Here is a 12,792-nt window from a genome sequence, read left to right as displayed (position 1 = left end):
CGTCGTCCGGATCGCCGCCGGAGCGGCGACCCGGAGGGCGGTTCAGCCCAGCGCCTTCTCGAGCTCCGGCACGATCTGGAACAGGTCGCCGACGAGGCCGATGTCGGCGATCTCGAAGATCGGCGCGTCGCCGTCCTTGTTGATCGCGACGATGGTGCCGGCGTCCTTGATGCCCGTCAGGTGCTGGATGGCCCCCGAGATGCCGATGGCGACGTAGAGCTCCGGCGCGATGATCTTGCCGGTCTGGCCGACCTGCATGTCGTTCGGCACGTACCCGGCATCGACCGCGGCGCGCGACGCGCCGACGCCGGCGCCCATCTTGTCGGCCAGCGAGTAGATGATCGAGAAGGCTTCCGCCGAACCCAGCGCGCGGCCGCCGGAGACGACCTTGCTGGCGCTCTGCAGATCCGGACGGTCGCTCTTGCCGCTCTGCAGGCCCTTGAAGCGCGTGTGCGTCGGCAGGGGGACCTCGACGGTCGCGGCTTCGATCGCCGCGCTGCCGCCGTTGCCGGTGGCCGGCCACGAGGCGGGACGCACGGTGGCGACGACGGTGCGGTCGCTCGGCGCGGTGACCGAGATGATGGCGTTGCCGGCGTAGATCGGGCGCTTGAAGGCGTGCGGACCGTCGACGGCCATCAGGTCGGAGACCTGGGCCACGCCGAGCAGCGCGGCGACGCAGGGCGCGACGTCCTTGCCGAACGTGGTCGAGGGCAGCAGCACGTGCGAGTAGCCGGCGGCGAGCTTGGCGATCTGCGGGGCCTGTACGGCGGCCAGCGCGTTCGCGTTCTCGGCGCGGGCGACGGTGATCACCTTGGCGACGCCGGCGATCCGCGCGGCCTCGGCGGCGATGCCGGCCGGCTCGGCGGCCAGCACGGCCACGTGGATCTCGCCGCCGATCTTGGCCGCGGCGGTGACGCAGCGCGCGGTGGCGGGGTTCAGCTTGCCGTCGAGGTGCTCGGCGACGATCAGGATCTTGCTCATGGTCATGGGTTCCTTACGCCAGGCCCTTCTGCTTCAGCAGCGCCACCAGTTCGGCGACGTCCTTCACCATCACGCCCTTGGTGCGCTTCGGCGGCGGGGCGTAGTGCGTGGTCTGCAGGAAATCCGCGGCTTCCACGCCGAGGTCGGCGAGCTGCAGCGTCTCCAGCGGCTTGCTCTTGGCCTTCATGATGTCCGGCAGCTTGATGAAGCGCGGCTCGTTCAAGCGCAGGTCGGTGGTGATGACGGCCGGCAGGTCGACCTCGAGGGTCTCGAGGCCGGCGTCGACTTCGCGCGTGACGGTGGCGACGTCGCCGGCGACCTCGACCTTGGAGGCGAAGGTGGCCTGCGGGCGGCCCCACAGCGTGGCCAGCATCTGGCCGGTCTGGCTGCTGTCGTCGTCGATGGCCTGCTTGCCGAGGATCACCAGGCCCGGCTGCTCCCTCTCGACCAGCTTGAGCAGCGTGCGGGCGGCGGTCAGCGGCTGCACGGCCGCATCGGTGACCACGTGGATGGCGCGGTTGGCGCCCATGGCGAGGCCGTTGCGCAGGTGGGCCTGGGCGTCGGCCGGCGCGATCGTGGCGACGATCACTTCCGTGGCGAGGCCCTTCTCGCGCAGGCGCAGGGCTTCTTCGAGCGCGATGTCGTCGAAGGGGTTCGGCGAGAGCTTGACGCCCTCGGTGACGACGCCGGAACCGTCCGGCTTGACCTGGATGCGGACGTTGTAGTCCACCACCCGCTTGTAGGCGACGAGGATCTTCATGGGGGCACTCATGTCGGGCCGGGGCAGGGCGCCGGCCGGTGGAAAGGAAGCCCGCCGATTTTAGCCGGAAACCCCCGTGTTCAGGACTTGAACGGCCGGGAATCCGTCCCGGCGCGTTATCCTTCCCGCCTCCGAATCACGTGATGCGCGCATGATCGTCCCGGTCATCCTCAGCGGCGGCAGCGGCACCCGCCTGTGGCCGCTGTCGCGGCAGAACCTGCCCAAGCAGTTCCTCGCCCTCGCGGGCCCGGAGACCCTGTTCCAGCAGACCGTGAAGCGGGCCGCCGGCGTGCCTGGGGCCGCGGCGCCGCTCGTGGTCGCCAGCGACGACCACCGCTTCCTCGCCGGCGAGCAGTTGCAGGCCCTCGGCGTGACGCCTCGGGCCATCGTGCTGGAGCCCCTGGCCCGCAACACCGCGCCGGCCATCGCCTTGGCCGCCCTGCAGGTGGCGGAGCGCGACCCGGCCGCCTTGCTGCTCGTGTTGCCGGCCGACCACCGCATCGGCGCACCGGAGCGCTGGGTCGCCGCCGTGCAGAAGGCGCGGGCGCAGGCCACGGCCGGCGCGCTGGTCACCTTCGGCATCGCGCCCACGGAAGCCCACACGGGCTACGGCTACATCCGCTGCGGCGGGCCGCTCGATGAAGGCGTGTTCGCCGTCGAGCGCTTCGTCGAGAAGCCCGACGCGGCGACCGCCCATGCCTACCTCGCCGACGGCCGCTACGTGTGGAACGCGGGCATCTTCCTGTTCCGCGCCGACCGCTACCTCGAGGAGCTCGCCGAGCACGCCCCGGCCATGCTGGCCGCGGCCCGCGAGGCCCTCGCCAAGGCCAAGGCCGACCTCGATTTCATCCGCGTCGACCGCGAGGCCTTCGCCGCCTCGCCGTCGGATTCGATCGACTACGCGGTGATGGAGAAGACCTGCCGCGCCGCGGTCGTGCCGGTGGACTGCGACTGGAACGACATCGGGTCGTGGAGCGCGCTGTGGGCGATCGGCCCGCAGGACGCGCAGGGCAACGTCGTCACCGGCGACGTCGTCGCCCGCGACACCCGCGACTGCCTGCTGCACGCCGTCGGCGACCACCTGATCGCCACCGTCGGCGTGCGCGATCTCGTGATTGTGGACACCCCCGACGCCACCTTGGTCGCGCACCGCGACCGGGTGCAGGACGTCAAGGCGATCGTGGAGTCGCTGAAGGCCGCCGACCGCGGCGAGCACGTCAACCACCGGCAGGTGTACCGCCCTTGGGGGCACTACGACAGCGTCGACAAGGGGGAGCACTTCCAGGTCAAGCGGATCGTCGTGAAGCCGGGTGCATCCTTGAGCCTGCAGAAGCACGCGCATCGGGCCGAGCACTGGATCGTGGTCGACGGCGTGGCCGAGGTCACCTGCGATGAGCGCGTGTTCGTGCTTGAGCGCAACCAGAGCACCTACATCCCGAAAGGCAGCGTCCATCGCCTGCGCAACCCCGGCACCGAGCCCTTGGCCCTGATCGAAGTGCAGAGCGGCGATTACCTCGGCGAGGACGACATCGTGCGCCTCGACGACGTTTACGGCCGGCATGCCTGAGGCCCGCGCATGGCGCTGAGCCACCTCGACCGGCTGGAGGCCGAGGCCATCCACGTGCTGCGCGAGGTGTCGGCGCAGTTCCGCAACCCGGTGCTGCTGTATTCGATCGGCAAGGACAGCACGACCCTGCTGCACCTGCTGGTCAAGGCCTTCGCCCCGGCGGCGCCGCCGATCCCGCTGCTGCACATCGACAGCACGTTCGAGTTCGCCGAGACCTACCGCTTCCGCGATGCCGTGCCGGCGCGCTACGGCGTCGAACTGCGCGTGCACATCAACGAGGAGGGGGTGAAGGCCGGCATCGACCCCTTCGTGCACGGCGTCTCGGTGCACACCGAGGTGATGCGCACGCAGGGGCTCAAGCAGGCCCTCGCGCTGGGCGGCTACGACTGCGCCATCGGCGGCGCGCGCCGCGACGAAGAGAAGTCGCGTGCGAAGGAGCGCATCTTCAGCTTCCGCAACGCCGCCCTGCGCTGGGAGCCCAAGGCGCAACGGCCGGAGCTCTGGAACCAGTACAACGGCCGCATCCACCCCGGCGAGAGCGTGCGCGCCTTCCCGCTGTCGAACTGGACCGAGATGGACGTCTGGCGCTACATCGAGCGCGAGGGCATCGAGCTGCCGCCGCTGTATTTCGCGAAGGAGCGGCCGGTCGTCGAGCGCGACGGCGTGCTGCTGATGCGCGACGACGACCGCATGCCGCTGCGCGAGGGCGAACGCGAGGTGCTGCGCAAAGTGCGATTCCGAACCCTGGGCTGCTGGCCGTTCACCGGCGGCGTCGAATCCGAGGCCGACACCGTCGGCAGGATCATCGCCGAGCTGGAGCAGGCGACGACCTCGGAACGGCAGGGACGCGTCATCGACCACGCGCCCGGTGATTCGATGGAGAAGAAGAAGCAGGAGGGCTACTTCTGATGGATCGCCTTCGCTTCATCACCTGCGGCAGCGTCGACGACGGCAAGAGCACGCTGATCGGGCGCCTGCTGCACGACACCCGCCAGGCCAGCGACGACCAGATGGCCGCACTGGCGCGCGATTCGGCGAAGCACGGCACCCAGGGCGAGGCGCTCGACTTTGCGCTGCTGGTCGACGGGCTTGCCGCCGAGCGCGAGCAGGGCATCACCATCGACGTCGCCTACCGCTACTTCAGTTCGCCGAAGCGCCATTTCATCGTCGCCGACTGCCCCGGCCACGAGCAGTACACCCGCAACATGGCGACGGGGGCTTCGACGGCGGACTTGGCCATCGTGCTCGTCGACGCCCGCAAAGGCGTGCTGCCGCAGACGCGCCGCCACAGCTGGATCTGCGCCCTGCTGGGCGTGAAGCAGGTCGTCCTTGCGGTGAACAAGATGGACCTCGTCGGTTGGGACGAGGGCGTGTTCGCCGCGATCCACGCCGAGTACGCCGCGCTGGCCGAGGCCGTCGGCATCGAACGCGTGCAGGCGGTCCCGGTCTCGGCGCTGGCCGGTGACAACCTGACGCGACGCGGCGGCGCGGCGTGGTACGTCGGGCCGACGCTGGTCGAGCACCTCGAAGCGGCACCGATTCCCGCCCTCGACACGCAGGGCGCCGCGCGCTTGCCGGTGCAATTGGTGCTGCGCCCGCATCAGGATTTCCGCGGCTACGCTGGCACCTTGGCCCAGGGCCGTCTGTCGAAGGGCGATGCGGTCGTCGTGCAGCCTTCCGGCCAGGAGGCGGTCATTGCCTCGGTGGCGGTGGGGGGGCGCGAGGTCGACGCGGCCCACGCCGGGCAGGCCGTGGTCGTCACGCTGGATCGCGAGCGCGACGTGTCGCGCGGCGACGTGATCAGCGCGACCGCGTCGGCTCTGCCGGTGAGCGACCAGTTCGTTGCGCACGTGGTGTGGATGGACGAGGCGCCTCTCGTTCCGGGGCGCGGTTATTGGCTGCGCATCGGCACGCGTGAAGTGGCGGCCACGGTCACCGAGATCAGCCACCGCATCGACGTCAACACGCAGGCGCACGAGGCCGCGAAGCAGCTGGCGATGAACGACGTCGGCCTGGTGAAGCTGAGCCTCGCCGCGCCGATCCCGCTGGCGACCTATGCCGAGTCCCGCGCCTTGGGCGGCTTCATCCTCGTCGATCGCCTGACGAACGCCACCGCTGGCGCCGGCGTGGTGCGCCATGGCCTGCGCCGGGGCGAGAACGTGCACTGGCAGGCCTTCAGCGTCGACAAGGCCGTGCGTGCCGCGCAGAAGAGCCAGACGCCGCGCTGCGTGTGGTTCACCGGCCTCTCGGGCTCGGGCAAGTCGACCATCGCCAACCTCGTCGAGCGCGGCCTGGTGGCCCAGGGCAGGCACACCTACGTGCTCGACGGCGACAACGTGCGCCATGGGCTCAACCGCGACCTCGGCTTCACCGAGGCGGACCGCGTCGAGAACCTGCGGCGCGTGGCGGAGGTGGCCAAGCTGATGGTCGACGCCGGCCTTGTCGTGCTGGTCAGCTTCATCGCGCCCTACGCCCGCGAACGCGAGACCGCGCGCAGCCTGTTCGCGCCGGGCGAGTTCGTCGAGGTCTTCGTCGACACGCCGCTCGAGGTCTGCGAGGCCCGCGACGTGAAGGGCCTCTACGCCAAGGCGCGCGCCGGGAAGATCCCGAACTTCACCGGCGTCAACGCGCCCTACGAGCGCCCCGAGGCGCCGGACCTGCGGCTCGATACGACGGCGGCGACGCCCGAGGTGCTGGCGCAGCGGGTGATCGACGCGATCGGCGGCTGAGCGCGCGCCGGCTCAGCCGGCGAGGGACGATTCGATCGCCGCGACGAAGCGCTCGGCCGAGCCGGGCGCGTGGGCGAAGAACAGCGAGGGCTCGGTGAGCTCGAGTTCCAGCAGCTGCGGGCCAGAGGGTGACGGCAGCAGATCGACGCGGGCATACAGCGGGGCGCCGCCGGGAATCGCGGCCAAGGCGCGGTGCGCGACCTCGATCTCCGCGGACGACGGCTCGCGCGGCGTGATGGCCTCGGGCGCAAACAAGGCGCTGGTCGCCTCGCCGTCGCGGACGAGCAGCGGGCCCTTGCGGATGGCGTGGGAAAAGCGGCCGGCGAAGAACAGCAGCGCGGTTTCGCCCGCCGTATCGACGGCCTCGAGGTAGGGCTGCACCAGCACATGGCGGCCGGCATCGAGCAGGCGCTTCGCGTGGGCGATGGCGGCGGCGCGGTTCGGGGCGGTGTAGCGCTGGGTGTCGCGCGAGCCGGCACCGATGCAGGGCTTCACCACGAACTCGGCGTGCGCCGGGAACGACGCCGGGTCGTCGCCCGGGGCGAGGAAGTGCGCAGGGATGACCGGGACGCCCTGGCGGGCGAGATCGGCGAGGTAATACTTGTCGGTGTTCCAACGCACGAGGTCCGGCGGGTTCAGCAACCGCGTGCTCCCCGCGACGCGATCGCACCAGGCAAGGAACTCGACCGGGCAATCCGTGTAGTTCCACGTCGAGCGCAGCAGCACGAGGTCGAAGCGCGACCACGACACGGTGGGGTCATCCCAAGCCACGGCCTCGGCGAGATGGCCACGCTCACGCAGGGCGTCGAGCAGCGGCGGCAGGTCCTCGTCGAGGGCGAAGGCGGCGATGGCGGTGGCGAGGGCAATGCGCATGGCGTGGTCCTTCCCGTGCCGGGGCTTCAGCGAGGCGCGGCGACGAGCTGGTCGAGCACCTCGTCCAGCCCGACGCGCCAGTCCGGCAGGCGCACGCCGGCGTCACGCTCGAGTCTCGAGCTGTCGAGCACCGACCACGCGGGGCGGGCGGCGGGCGTGGGGTAGGCACTGGACGGGATGGCCTCGACGGTCGGGGCCTTCGCCAACAGCCCGCGCGCGACGGCGCCCGCGAAGATCGCTTCGGCATAGGCGTGCCAGCTGGTCTGGCCCTGCGGTGCCAAGTGGTAGAGGCCGCGCGCACCGGCCTCCAGCGCGCGCAGCGAGCCTTCCGCGATCCAGTGCGCCGGCGTCGGCGCGCCGACCTGGTCATCCACCACGCGCAGGTGGTCGCGCTCCGACCCCACGCGCAGCATGGTGCGGAGGAAGTTCGCGCTGTGCGCGGCGTACACCCAGGCGAGCCGGAAGGTCACGGCGTCGGCGCCGCTGGCGGCGAGGGCCTGTTCGCCCCCGAGCTTGGTCTGGCCGTAGACCGACACCGGGCCCGGCGCGTCATCCTCGCGATAGGGTCGGGTGCCGTCGCCAGCGAACACGTAATCCGTCGAGTAGTGCACGACCGTCGCACCAAGGACGTTCGCCGCCTCGCCGAGTTCGCGCACCGCCTCGGCATTGATGCGGGCTGCGAGCGCCGGTTCGGACTCCGCACGGTCGACTGCGGTGTAGGCGGCGGCGTTGATGACGACGGTCGGCGCGATGTCACGCACCAGGGCTGCGAGCGCGCCCGGTGCCGACAGATCGCAGGCGTGCGCGGTTCCACCGTCGGGCAGGGTGCCGTGCAGCGAACTCATCACGGGCGCGATGCCGCGCGAGGCCAAGGCCTTCCGCAGCTCGGTGCCGAGCTGGCCGTCGGCACCGATCAACAGCACCGGTCCACGCATCCATGGATTCGACGCGTGCGCGCTCATGCGCCGAACACCGGCAGGCGTGCCTCCGGGATGTCGGCGAGGAAGGGCGCCTTGGCATCCTTCTCCGACAGGGAGGGATCCGAGACCGGCCAGTCGACGGCCAGCTGTCCGTCGTTCCAGCGCACGCCGGCGTCCGCTTCGCGGTCGTACAGCGCCGTACACAGGTAGGAGAACGTGGCGCGTTCGCTCAGGACCACGAAGCCGTGGGCGAAACCCTCGGGGATCCAGAACTGCTTGCGGTTCTCCGCGCTGAGCACCACGGCGGCGCTGCGGCCGAAGGTGGGCGAGCCGCGGCGGATGTCGACGGCCACGTCCCAGACTTCACCTTCGAGCACCTGAACCAGCTTGCCCTGCGGATTCGGCCACTGGTAATGCAGGCCGCGCAACACGCCGCGCGTCGACGTCGACACGTTGGCCTGCACGAACTGGGCGTGGATGCCGGCCGCGGCGAACTTCGCGGCGTTCCAGTTCTCGAAGAAGGCGCCGCGGGCGTCGCCGAACACGGCGGGCTCGACGATCGTGCAGCCGGGCAGGGCGGTCTCGATGAATTTCATGGGGTTCCCTCAGGCCACTGGGCCGTGCGTCAGCAGCGAAAGCAGGTACTGGCCATAGCCGTTCTTCGCCAGCGGCGCGGCGAGGGCTTCCAGTTGTGAGGCGCTGATCCAGCCATGGGTGTAGGCGATCTCTTCCGGGCAGGCCACGCGCAGGCCCTGGCGCTGCTCGATCGTCTCGATGAAATTGCCGGCCTGCAGCAGCGATTCGTGCGTGCCGGTGTCGAGCCAGGCGTAGCCGCGGCCCATCTTCTCGAGGTGCAGCGAGCCGTCCTCGAGGTAGCGGCGGTTGAGGTCGGTGATCTCCAGCTCCCCGCGCGGCGAGGGGGTGAGCGCCGCGGCGAACTCGGGCGCCCGGCCGTCGTAGAAGTACAGGCCGGTGACGGCGTAGTTCGACTTCGGCCGCGCGGGCTTCTCCTCGAGGCCAACCACGCGGCCCTGCGCATCGAACTCGGCCACGCCGTAGGCCTTGGCGTCCTTCACCCAGTAGCCGAACACGGTCGCGCCGGATTCGCGCGTATCGGCGCGCTTCAAGAGTTCGGTGAAGCCGCTGCCGTGGAAGATGTTGTCGCCGAGCACGAGGCAGCTGGGCGCGCCGTCGAGGAACTCACGGCCGAGGATCAGCGCTTGCGCGAGGCCATCGGGGCTCGGCTGCGCGACGTACTCGAAGCGCATGCCCCACTGCGAACCGTCCCCGAGCAGCGCCTTGAACATGGCCTGCTCGTGCGGCGTGTTGATGATCAGCACCTCGCGGATGCCGGCCAGCATGAGCACGCTCAAGGGGTAGTAGATCATCGGCTTGTCGTACACCGGCAGCAGCTGCTTGCTGACGCCCTTGGTGATCGGATACAGCCGCGTCCCGGAGCCGCCGGCGAGGATGATGCCCTTGCGTTGCGTCATGGCGGCCTCCTCAGCCCTGCGTGCCGATGCGCTCGAGGCGGTAGCTGCCGTCGAGGATCTTGCCGACCCAGGCCTCGTTGGCGAGGTACCAGTCGACCGTGCGCGCGAGGCCCTGTTCGAAGTTCAGCGTCGGCGCCCAGCCCAGCTCGCGCTTCAGCTTGCTGGCGTCGATGGCGTAGCGCTTGTCGTGGCCGGGGCGGTCTTTCACGAAGGTGATCTGCACTCGGCGCGACTGCCCGTCGGCGCGCGGACGGCGCACATCGATGGCGTCGCACAGGGCGTGCACCACGTCGATGTTGCGGCGCTCGGCATCGCCGCCGACGTTGTACGTCTCGCCGACGCGACCGCGGGCGAGCACGTCGCGGATCGCGGCGCAGTGGTCGCCGACGAACAGCCAGTCGCGGATGTTGCTGCCGTCGCCGTAGACCGGCAGCGGCTCGCCCTTGATCAGCTTCTGGATCATCAGCGGGATCAGCTTCTCGGGGAACTGGAACGGCCCGTAGTTGTTCGAGCAGTTCGTCGTCAGCACCGGCAGCCCGTAGGTGTGGTGGAAGGCGCGGACGAGATGGTCGGAGGACGCCTTCGACGCCGAGTAGGGCGAGTTCGGCGCGAACGGGGTCTCTTCGGTGAAGTAGCCCGTCTCGCCCAGCGAGCCGTAGACCTCGTCGGTCGAGACGTGCAGGAAGCGGAACGCGGCGGCTCGCTCGGCCGGCAGCGCCTTCCAGTAGTCGCGCGTGGCTTCCAGCAGCGCCAGCGTGCCGACGACATTGGTCTGGATGAAGGCGGCGGGGCCGTCGATGGAGCGGTCGACGTGGCTTTCGGCGGCGAAGTTGATGACCGCATCGACGCCGTGCTCGCCAAGCAGGCGCGAGACCAGCGCGCGGTCGCCGATGTCACCGTGCATGAACACGTGGTCGGGGTCGCCGTCGAGCGAGGCCAGCGTGTCGCGGTTTCCCGCGTAGGTCAGCGCGTCGAGGTTGATGATCCGCGCGAGGCCGCGCTGGCGCGCCTCGAGCACGAAGTTGCCGCCGATGAAGCCGGCGCCGCCGGTGACAAGCCAAGTGGGCATTCGGGGGGTCTTCAGAGGTTCTGGTAGTTGGGGCCCGCGGCGCCTTCCGGCGTCACCCAGTCGATGAGCTGGTAGGGGTCCTTGATGTCGCAGGTCTTGCAGTGCACGCAGTTCGCGGCGTTGATCTGCAGGCGCGAGCCGGCCTCGTCCTTGACGATCTCGTAGACACCGGCCGGGCAGAAGCGTGTGCAGGGGTTGCCGTACTCTTCGGCGCAGGTCGTGATGCAGACGTTGGTGTCGGCCACGCGCAGGTGCACGGGCTGGTCCTCGTCGTGCTCGGTCGCGGCGAAGTACACGCCCGCCAAGCGGTCTCGCGGCGCGAGGCTGCGCTCGACATAATCGCGCTTCGGCGACTCCTGCTGCGAGAGCTTGGTCAGGCTGCTCCAGTCCGGCGAGACCTTGAGCGTCCACGGCGAAGCGCCGCCGGTGATCGTTTCCCAGCCCGAGTTCAGGAGGCCGAACCACAGGCCCTTCTTGAAGCCCGGCTTGAAGTTGCGGACTTTCTTGAGCTCCGCGTAGGCCTCTGATGCGCGCAGCGCGGCGTCGAAGCCATCCGCCACTGGGCCCTTCGCGGCCACGTGGTCGGCCGCCAGCATGCCGCTGCGGATTGCCTGGTGGACGCCCTTGATCTTCGGCACGTTGACGAGGCCGGCATCGCAGCCGATCAGGATCGCGCCGGGCATCTCGGTCTTCGGCAGGCTCTGGTAGCCGCCGGTGACGATGGCGCGCGCGCCGGCCGACAGGATCGTGCCGCCTTCGAGCAGCGGCTTGACTGTCGGGTGGTGCTTCCACTGCTGGAACGCTTCGTGCGGCTGGTAGTTCGGGTCGCGGTAGTCGAGGCCCGACACGTAGCCCAGCGCGATGCGGTTTTCCGTCAGGTGGTACAGGAAGCTGCCGCCGTAGGTGTTCGAATCGGCCGGCCAGCCGAGGCTGTGCACGATCTTGCCCGGCGTGACGCGGCCTTCCGGCACCTGCCACAGCTCCTTGATGCCGATCGAGTAGCTCTGCGGGTCGCACTCGGCGTCGAGCGCGTACTGCTTGATCAGGCGCTTGGCGAGATGGCCGCGCGCGCCCTCGGCGAGCACGGTCAGCTTGGCGCGGATGTCGATGCCCTGCGTGTAGGTCGGCTTGTGCGAACCGTCTTTCGCCACGCCCATGTCGCCGATGCGGACGCCGACCACGCGGCCGTCCTCGACCAGCGCTTCCGAGGCGGCGAAGCCCGGGTAGATCTCGACGCCCAGCGCCTCGGCCTGCGGGGCCAGCCAGGCGCAGGTGGCGCCGAGCGAGACGATGAAATTGCCGTGGTTGGCCATCTGCGGCGGCACGACGGGGAACTTGACGCCGCCGGTCTTGGTGAGGAACCAGAACTCGTCGTCGGTGGCCGGCACGCAGATCGGCGGCGGGTTCTCGCGCCAGCCGGGCAGCAGCTCGTCGAGCGGGCCGGGTTCGATCACGGCGCCCGACAGGACCTGGGCGCCGATGGTCGAGGCCTTCTCGATGACGCAGACGGTCGTCTCGGGCGACGTCTGCTTCAGGCGGATGGCAAAGGACAGGCCGGCGGGACCGGCACCGACGACGACGACGTCGTACTCCATCACATCGCGTTCGGACATAAGCGGGACCTTGGGGATTCCGTGGGGCGCTGGGCCATTCAGGCCCGTATTGTCGCCGGGGGAGGGGGGGGCTGTCATGGCAGGGCGCCGGCGGCGCGCGACCGCGCGGGGTTCACGCCGGCATCGGCGATGATCGTGGCGTGACCATCGCCGATTTGTTCCCACATCAGCCGGCACCGCCCGGGCCTGAGGAGGCCCGCTGGGCGACGCGCGTCCGCCTCGAGCGCCGCTGGTTGGCGGGCGACGCCGCCGCAGCGCTGCGGGCGCGCCTGGTTGCGGAGGTGCCGTGGACCGTGCATCGCATCCGGATGTTCGGGCGCTGGGTCGACTCGCCGCGATTGAGCTGCTGGATGGGCGATCCGAAGGCGCGCTATCGCTATTCCGGTGCCCTGTTCGAGCCCGAGCCCTGGCATCCCGCGATCCATGACCTGTTGCCGCGCCTCGAAGCGGCGTGCGGGGCGTCGTTCAACAGCGTGCTGATCAACCGGTATCGGACGGGCGGCGATTCCATGGGCTGGCACAGCGATGACGAACCGGAACTGGGACCGGCACCGGTGATCGCGTCGCTCAGCCTGGGGGCCGAGCGGCGCTTCCTGCTGCGGATGCGGGCCGACCATGCCGTGAAGGCGGAATGGCGCCTCGCCGACGGCGATCTGCTGGTGATGCGTGGCGACTGCCAGCGCGTGGCGCAGCACGCCTTGCCGAAGATGGCGGGCGTGATGGGCGAGCGGGTCAACCTGACGTTCCGTTGGGTGATGCCGGCGCGCTAGAGCCTTGCGGCGGGGGC

12 protein-coding genes are annotated in these 12,792 nt (G+C 70.2%); 4 read left to right on the top strand and 8 right to left on the bottom strand.

Translation table 11 applies throughout. From position 1 onward, the window contains the following. Positions 1-42 precede the first annotated feature (42 nt). The gene (locus ACYVAK_RS02010) at positions 43-981 is read right to left on the bottom strand and encodes an electron transfer flavoprotein subunit alpha/FixB family protein (RefSeq protein ID WP_461057460.1); all 939 of its coding nucleotides are present in this window, start codon (positions 979-981) and stop codon (positions 43-45) included. A 13-nt stretch (positions 982-994) separates the two neighbouring features. Beyond that, positions 995-1,741: an electron transfer flavoprotein subunit beta/FixA family protein gene (locus tag ACYVAK_RS02005; RefSeq protein ID WP_461057458.1), complete on the bottom strand. Its 747-nt coding sequence runs from the start codon at positions 1,739-1,741 to the stop codon at positions 995-997. A 151-nt stretch (positions 1,742-1,892) separates the two neighbouring features. Between ACYVAK_RS02005 and ACYVAK_RS02000 the strand changes: the two genes are divergently transcribed. The 3 genes from ACYVAK_RS02000 to cysC are packed head-to-tail and all read left to right on the top strand — an operon-like array spanning position 1,893 to position 6,037. After that, positions 1,893-3,308: a mannose-1-phosphate guanylyltransferase/mannose-6-phosphate isomerase gene (locus tag ACYVAK_RS02000; RefSeq protein WP_461057456.1), complete on the top strand. Its 1,416-nt coding sequence runs from the start codon at positions 1,893-1,895 to the stop codon at positions 3,306-3,308. Positions 3,309-3,317: 9 nt separating this feature from the next. Beyond that, positions 3,318-4,217, top strand: coding sequence for a sulfate adenylyltransferase subunit CysD (cysD, locus tag ACYVAK_RS01995; RefSeq protein ID WP_461057455.1), 900 nt, complete (start codon positions 3,318-3,320; stop codon positions 4,215-4,217). Further along, positions 4,217-6,037, top strand: coding sequence for an adenylyl-sulfate kinase (gene cysC, locus ACYVAK_RS01990; protein WP_461057453.1), 1,821 nt, complete (start codon positions 4,217-4,219; stop codon positions 6,035-6,037). The genes cysD and cysC overlap by 1 nt, the downstream gene beginning before the upstream one ends. Positions 6,038-6,049: 12 nt before the next feature. On the opposite strand, the gene ACYVAK_RS01985 is transcribed toward cysC, so the two are convergent. The 6 genes from ACYVAK_RS01985 to ACYVAK_RS01960 are packed head-to-tail and all read right to left on the bottom strand — an operon-like array spanning position 6,050 to position 12,005. Continuing rightward, complete coding sequence (locus tag ACYVAK_RS01985; RefSeq protein WP_461057452.1) at positions 6,050-6,910, bottom strand: ATP-grasp domain-containing protein; 861 nt, start codon at positions 6,908-6,910, stop codon at positions 6,050-6,052. 26 nt (positions 6,911-6,936) lie between these two features. Next, the gene (gene rfbD / locus ACYVAK_RS01980) at positions 6,937-7,845 is read right to left on the bottom strand and encodes a dTDP-4-dehydrorhamnose reductase (protein ID WP_461057450.1); all 909 of its coding nucleotides are present in this window, start codon (positions 7,843-7,845) and stop codon (positions 6,937-6,939) included. Positions 7,846-7,868: 23 nt separating this feature from the next. Beyond that, a complete protein-coding gene (gene rfbC / locus ACYVAK_RS01975; RefSeq protein ID WP_461057448.1) occupies positions 7,869-8,426 on the bottom strand; it encodes a dTDP-4-dehydrorhamnose 3,5-epimerase in 558 nt (185 codons plus the stop codon). 9 nt (positions 8,427-8,435) lie between these two features. Beyond that, the gene (gene rfbA, locus ACYVAK_RS01970; RefSeq protein ID WP_461057446.1) at positions 8,436-9,323 is read right to left on the bottom strand and encodes a glucose-1-phosphate thymidylyltransferase RfbA; all 888 of its coding nucleotides are present in this window, start codon (positions 9,321-9,323) and stop codon (positions 8,436-8,438) included. 10 nt (positions 9,324-9,333) lie between these two features. Continuing rightward, a complete protein-coding gene (gene rfbB / locus ACYVAK_RS01965; protein ID WP_461057444.1) occupies positions 9,334-10,392 on the bottom strand; it encodes a dTDP-glucose 4,6-dehydratase in 1,059 nt (352 codons plus the stop codon). Between the two features lie 11 nt (positions 10,393-10,403). Next, positions 10,404-12,005: an electron transfer flavoprotein-ubiquinone oxidoreductase gene (locus tag ACYVAK_RS01960; RefSeq protein WP_461057442.1), complete on the bottom strand. Its 1,602-nt coding sequence runs from the start codon at positions 12,003-12,005 to the stop codon at positions 10,404-10,406. A gap of 233 nt (positions 12,006-12,238) precedes the next feature. Between ACYVAK_RS01960 and ACYVAK_RS01955 the strand changes: the two genes are divergently transcribed. Further along, complete coding sequence (locus ACYVAK_RS01955) at positions 12,239-12,775, top strand: alpha-ketoglutarate-dependent dioxygenase AlkB family protein (protein WP_461058610.1); 537 nt, start codon at positions 12,239-12,241, stop codon at positions 12,773-12,775. Positions 12,776-12,792 lie beyond the last annotated feature (17 nt).

The organism is Silanimonas algicola, assembly GCF_054777375.1.
Note: the sequence above shows the minus strand (reverse complement) of the source record. Positions and strands in the feature narration are given on the sequence as shown.

What these genes read in the sequence shown, in the direction of transcription:
- cysD (WP_461057455.1), top strand. Translation starts at nt 3,318, where the DNA reads ATGGCGCTGAGCCACCTCGACCGGCTGGAGGCCGAGGCCATCCACGTG.
- rfbC (WP_461057448.1), bottom strand. Translation starts at nt 8,426, where the DNA reads ATGAAATTCATCGAGACCGCCCTGCCCGGCTGCACGATCGTCGAGCCC.
- ACYVAK_RS01960 (WP_461057442.1), bottom strand. Translation starts at nt 12,005, where the DNA reads ATGTCCGAACGCGATGTGATGGAGTACGACGTCGTCGTCGTCGGTGCC.
- cysC (WP_461057453.1), top strand. Translation starts at nt 4,217, where the DNA reads ATGGATCGCCTTCGCTTCATCACCTGCGGCAGCGTCGACGACGGCAAG.
- ACYVAK_RS01985 (WP_461057452.1), bottom strand. Translation starts at nt 6,910, where the DNA reads ATGCGCATTGCCCTCGCCACCGCCATCGCCGCCTTCGCCCTCGACGAG.
- ACYVAK_RS02010 (WP_461057460.1), bottom strand. Translation starts at nt 981, where the DNA reads ATGAGCAAGATCCTGATCGTCGCCGAGCACCTCGACGGCAAGCTGAAC.
- rfbD (WP_461057450.1), bottom strand. Translation starts at nt 7,845, where the DNA reads ATGCGTGGACCGGTGCTGTTGATCGGTGCCGACGGCCAGCTCGGCACC.
- rfbA (WP_461057446.1), bottom strand. Translation starts at nt 9,323, where the DNA reads ATGACGCAACGCAAGGGCATCATCCTCGCCGGCGGCTCCGGGACGCGG.
- ACYVAK_RS02000 (WP_461057456.1), top strand. Translation starts at nt 1,893, where the DNA reads ATGATCGTCCCGGTCATCCTCAGCGGCGGCAGCGGCACCCGCCTGTGG.
- rfbB (WP_461057444.1), bottom strand. Translation starts at nt 10,392, where the DNA reads ATGCCCACTTGGCTTGTCACCGGCGGCGCCGGCTTCATCGGCGGCAAC.
- ACYVAK_RS02005 (WP_461057458.1), bottom strand. Translation starts at nt 1,741, where the DNA reads ATGAAGATCCTCGTCGCCTACAAGCGGGTGGTGGACTACAACGTCCGC.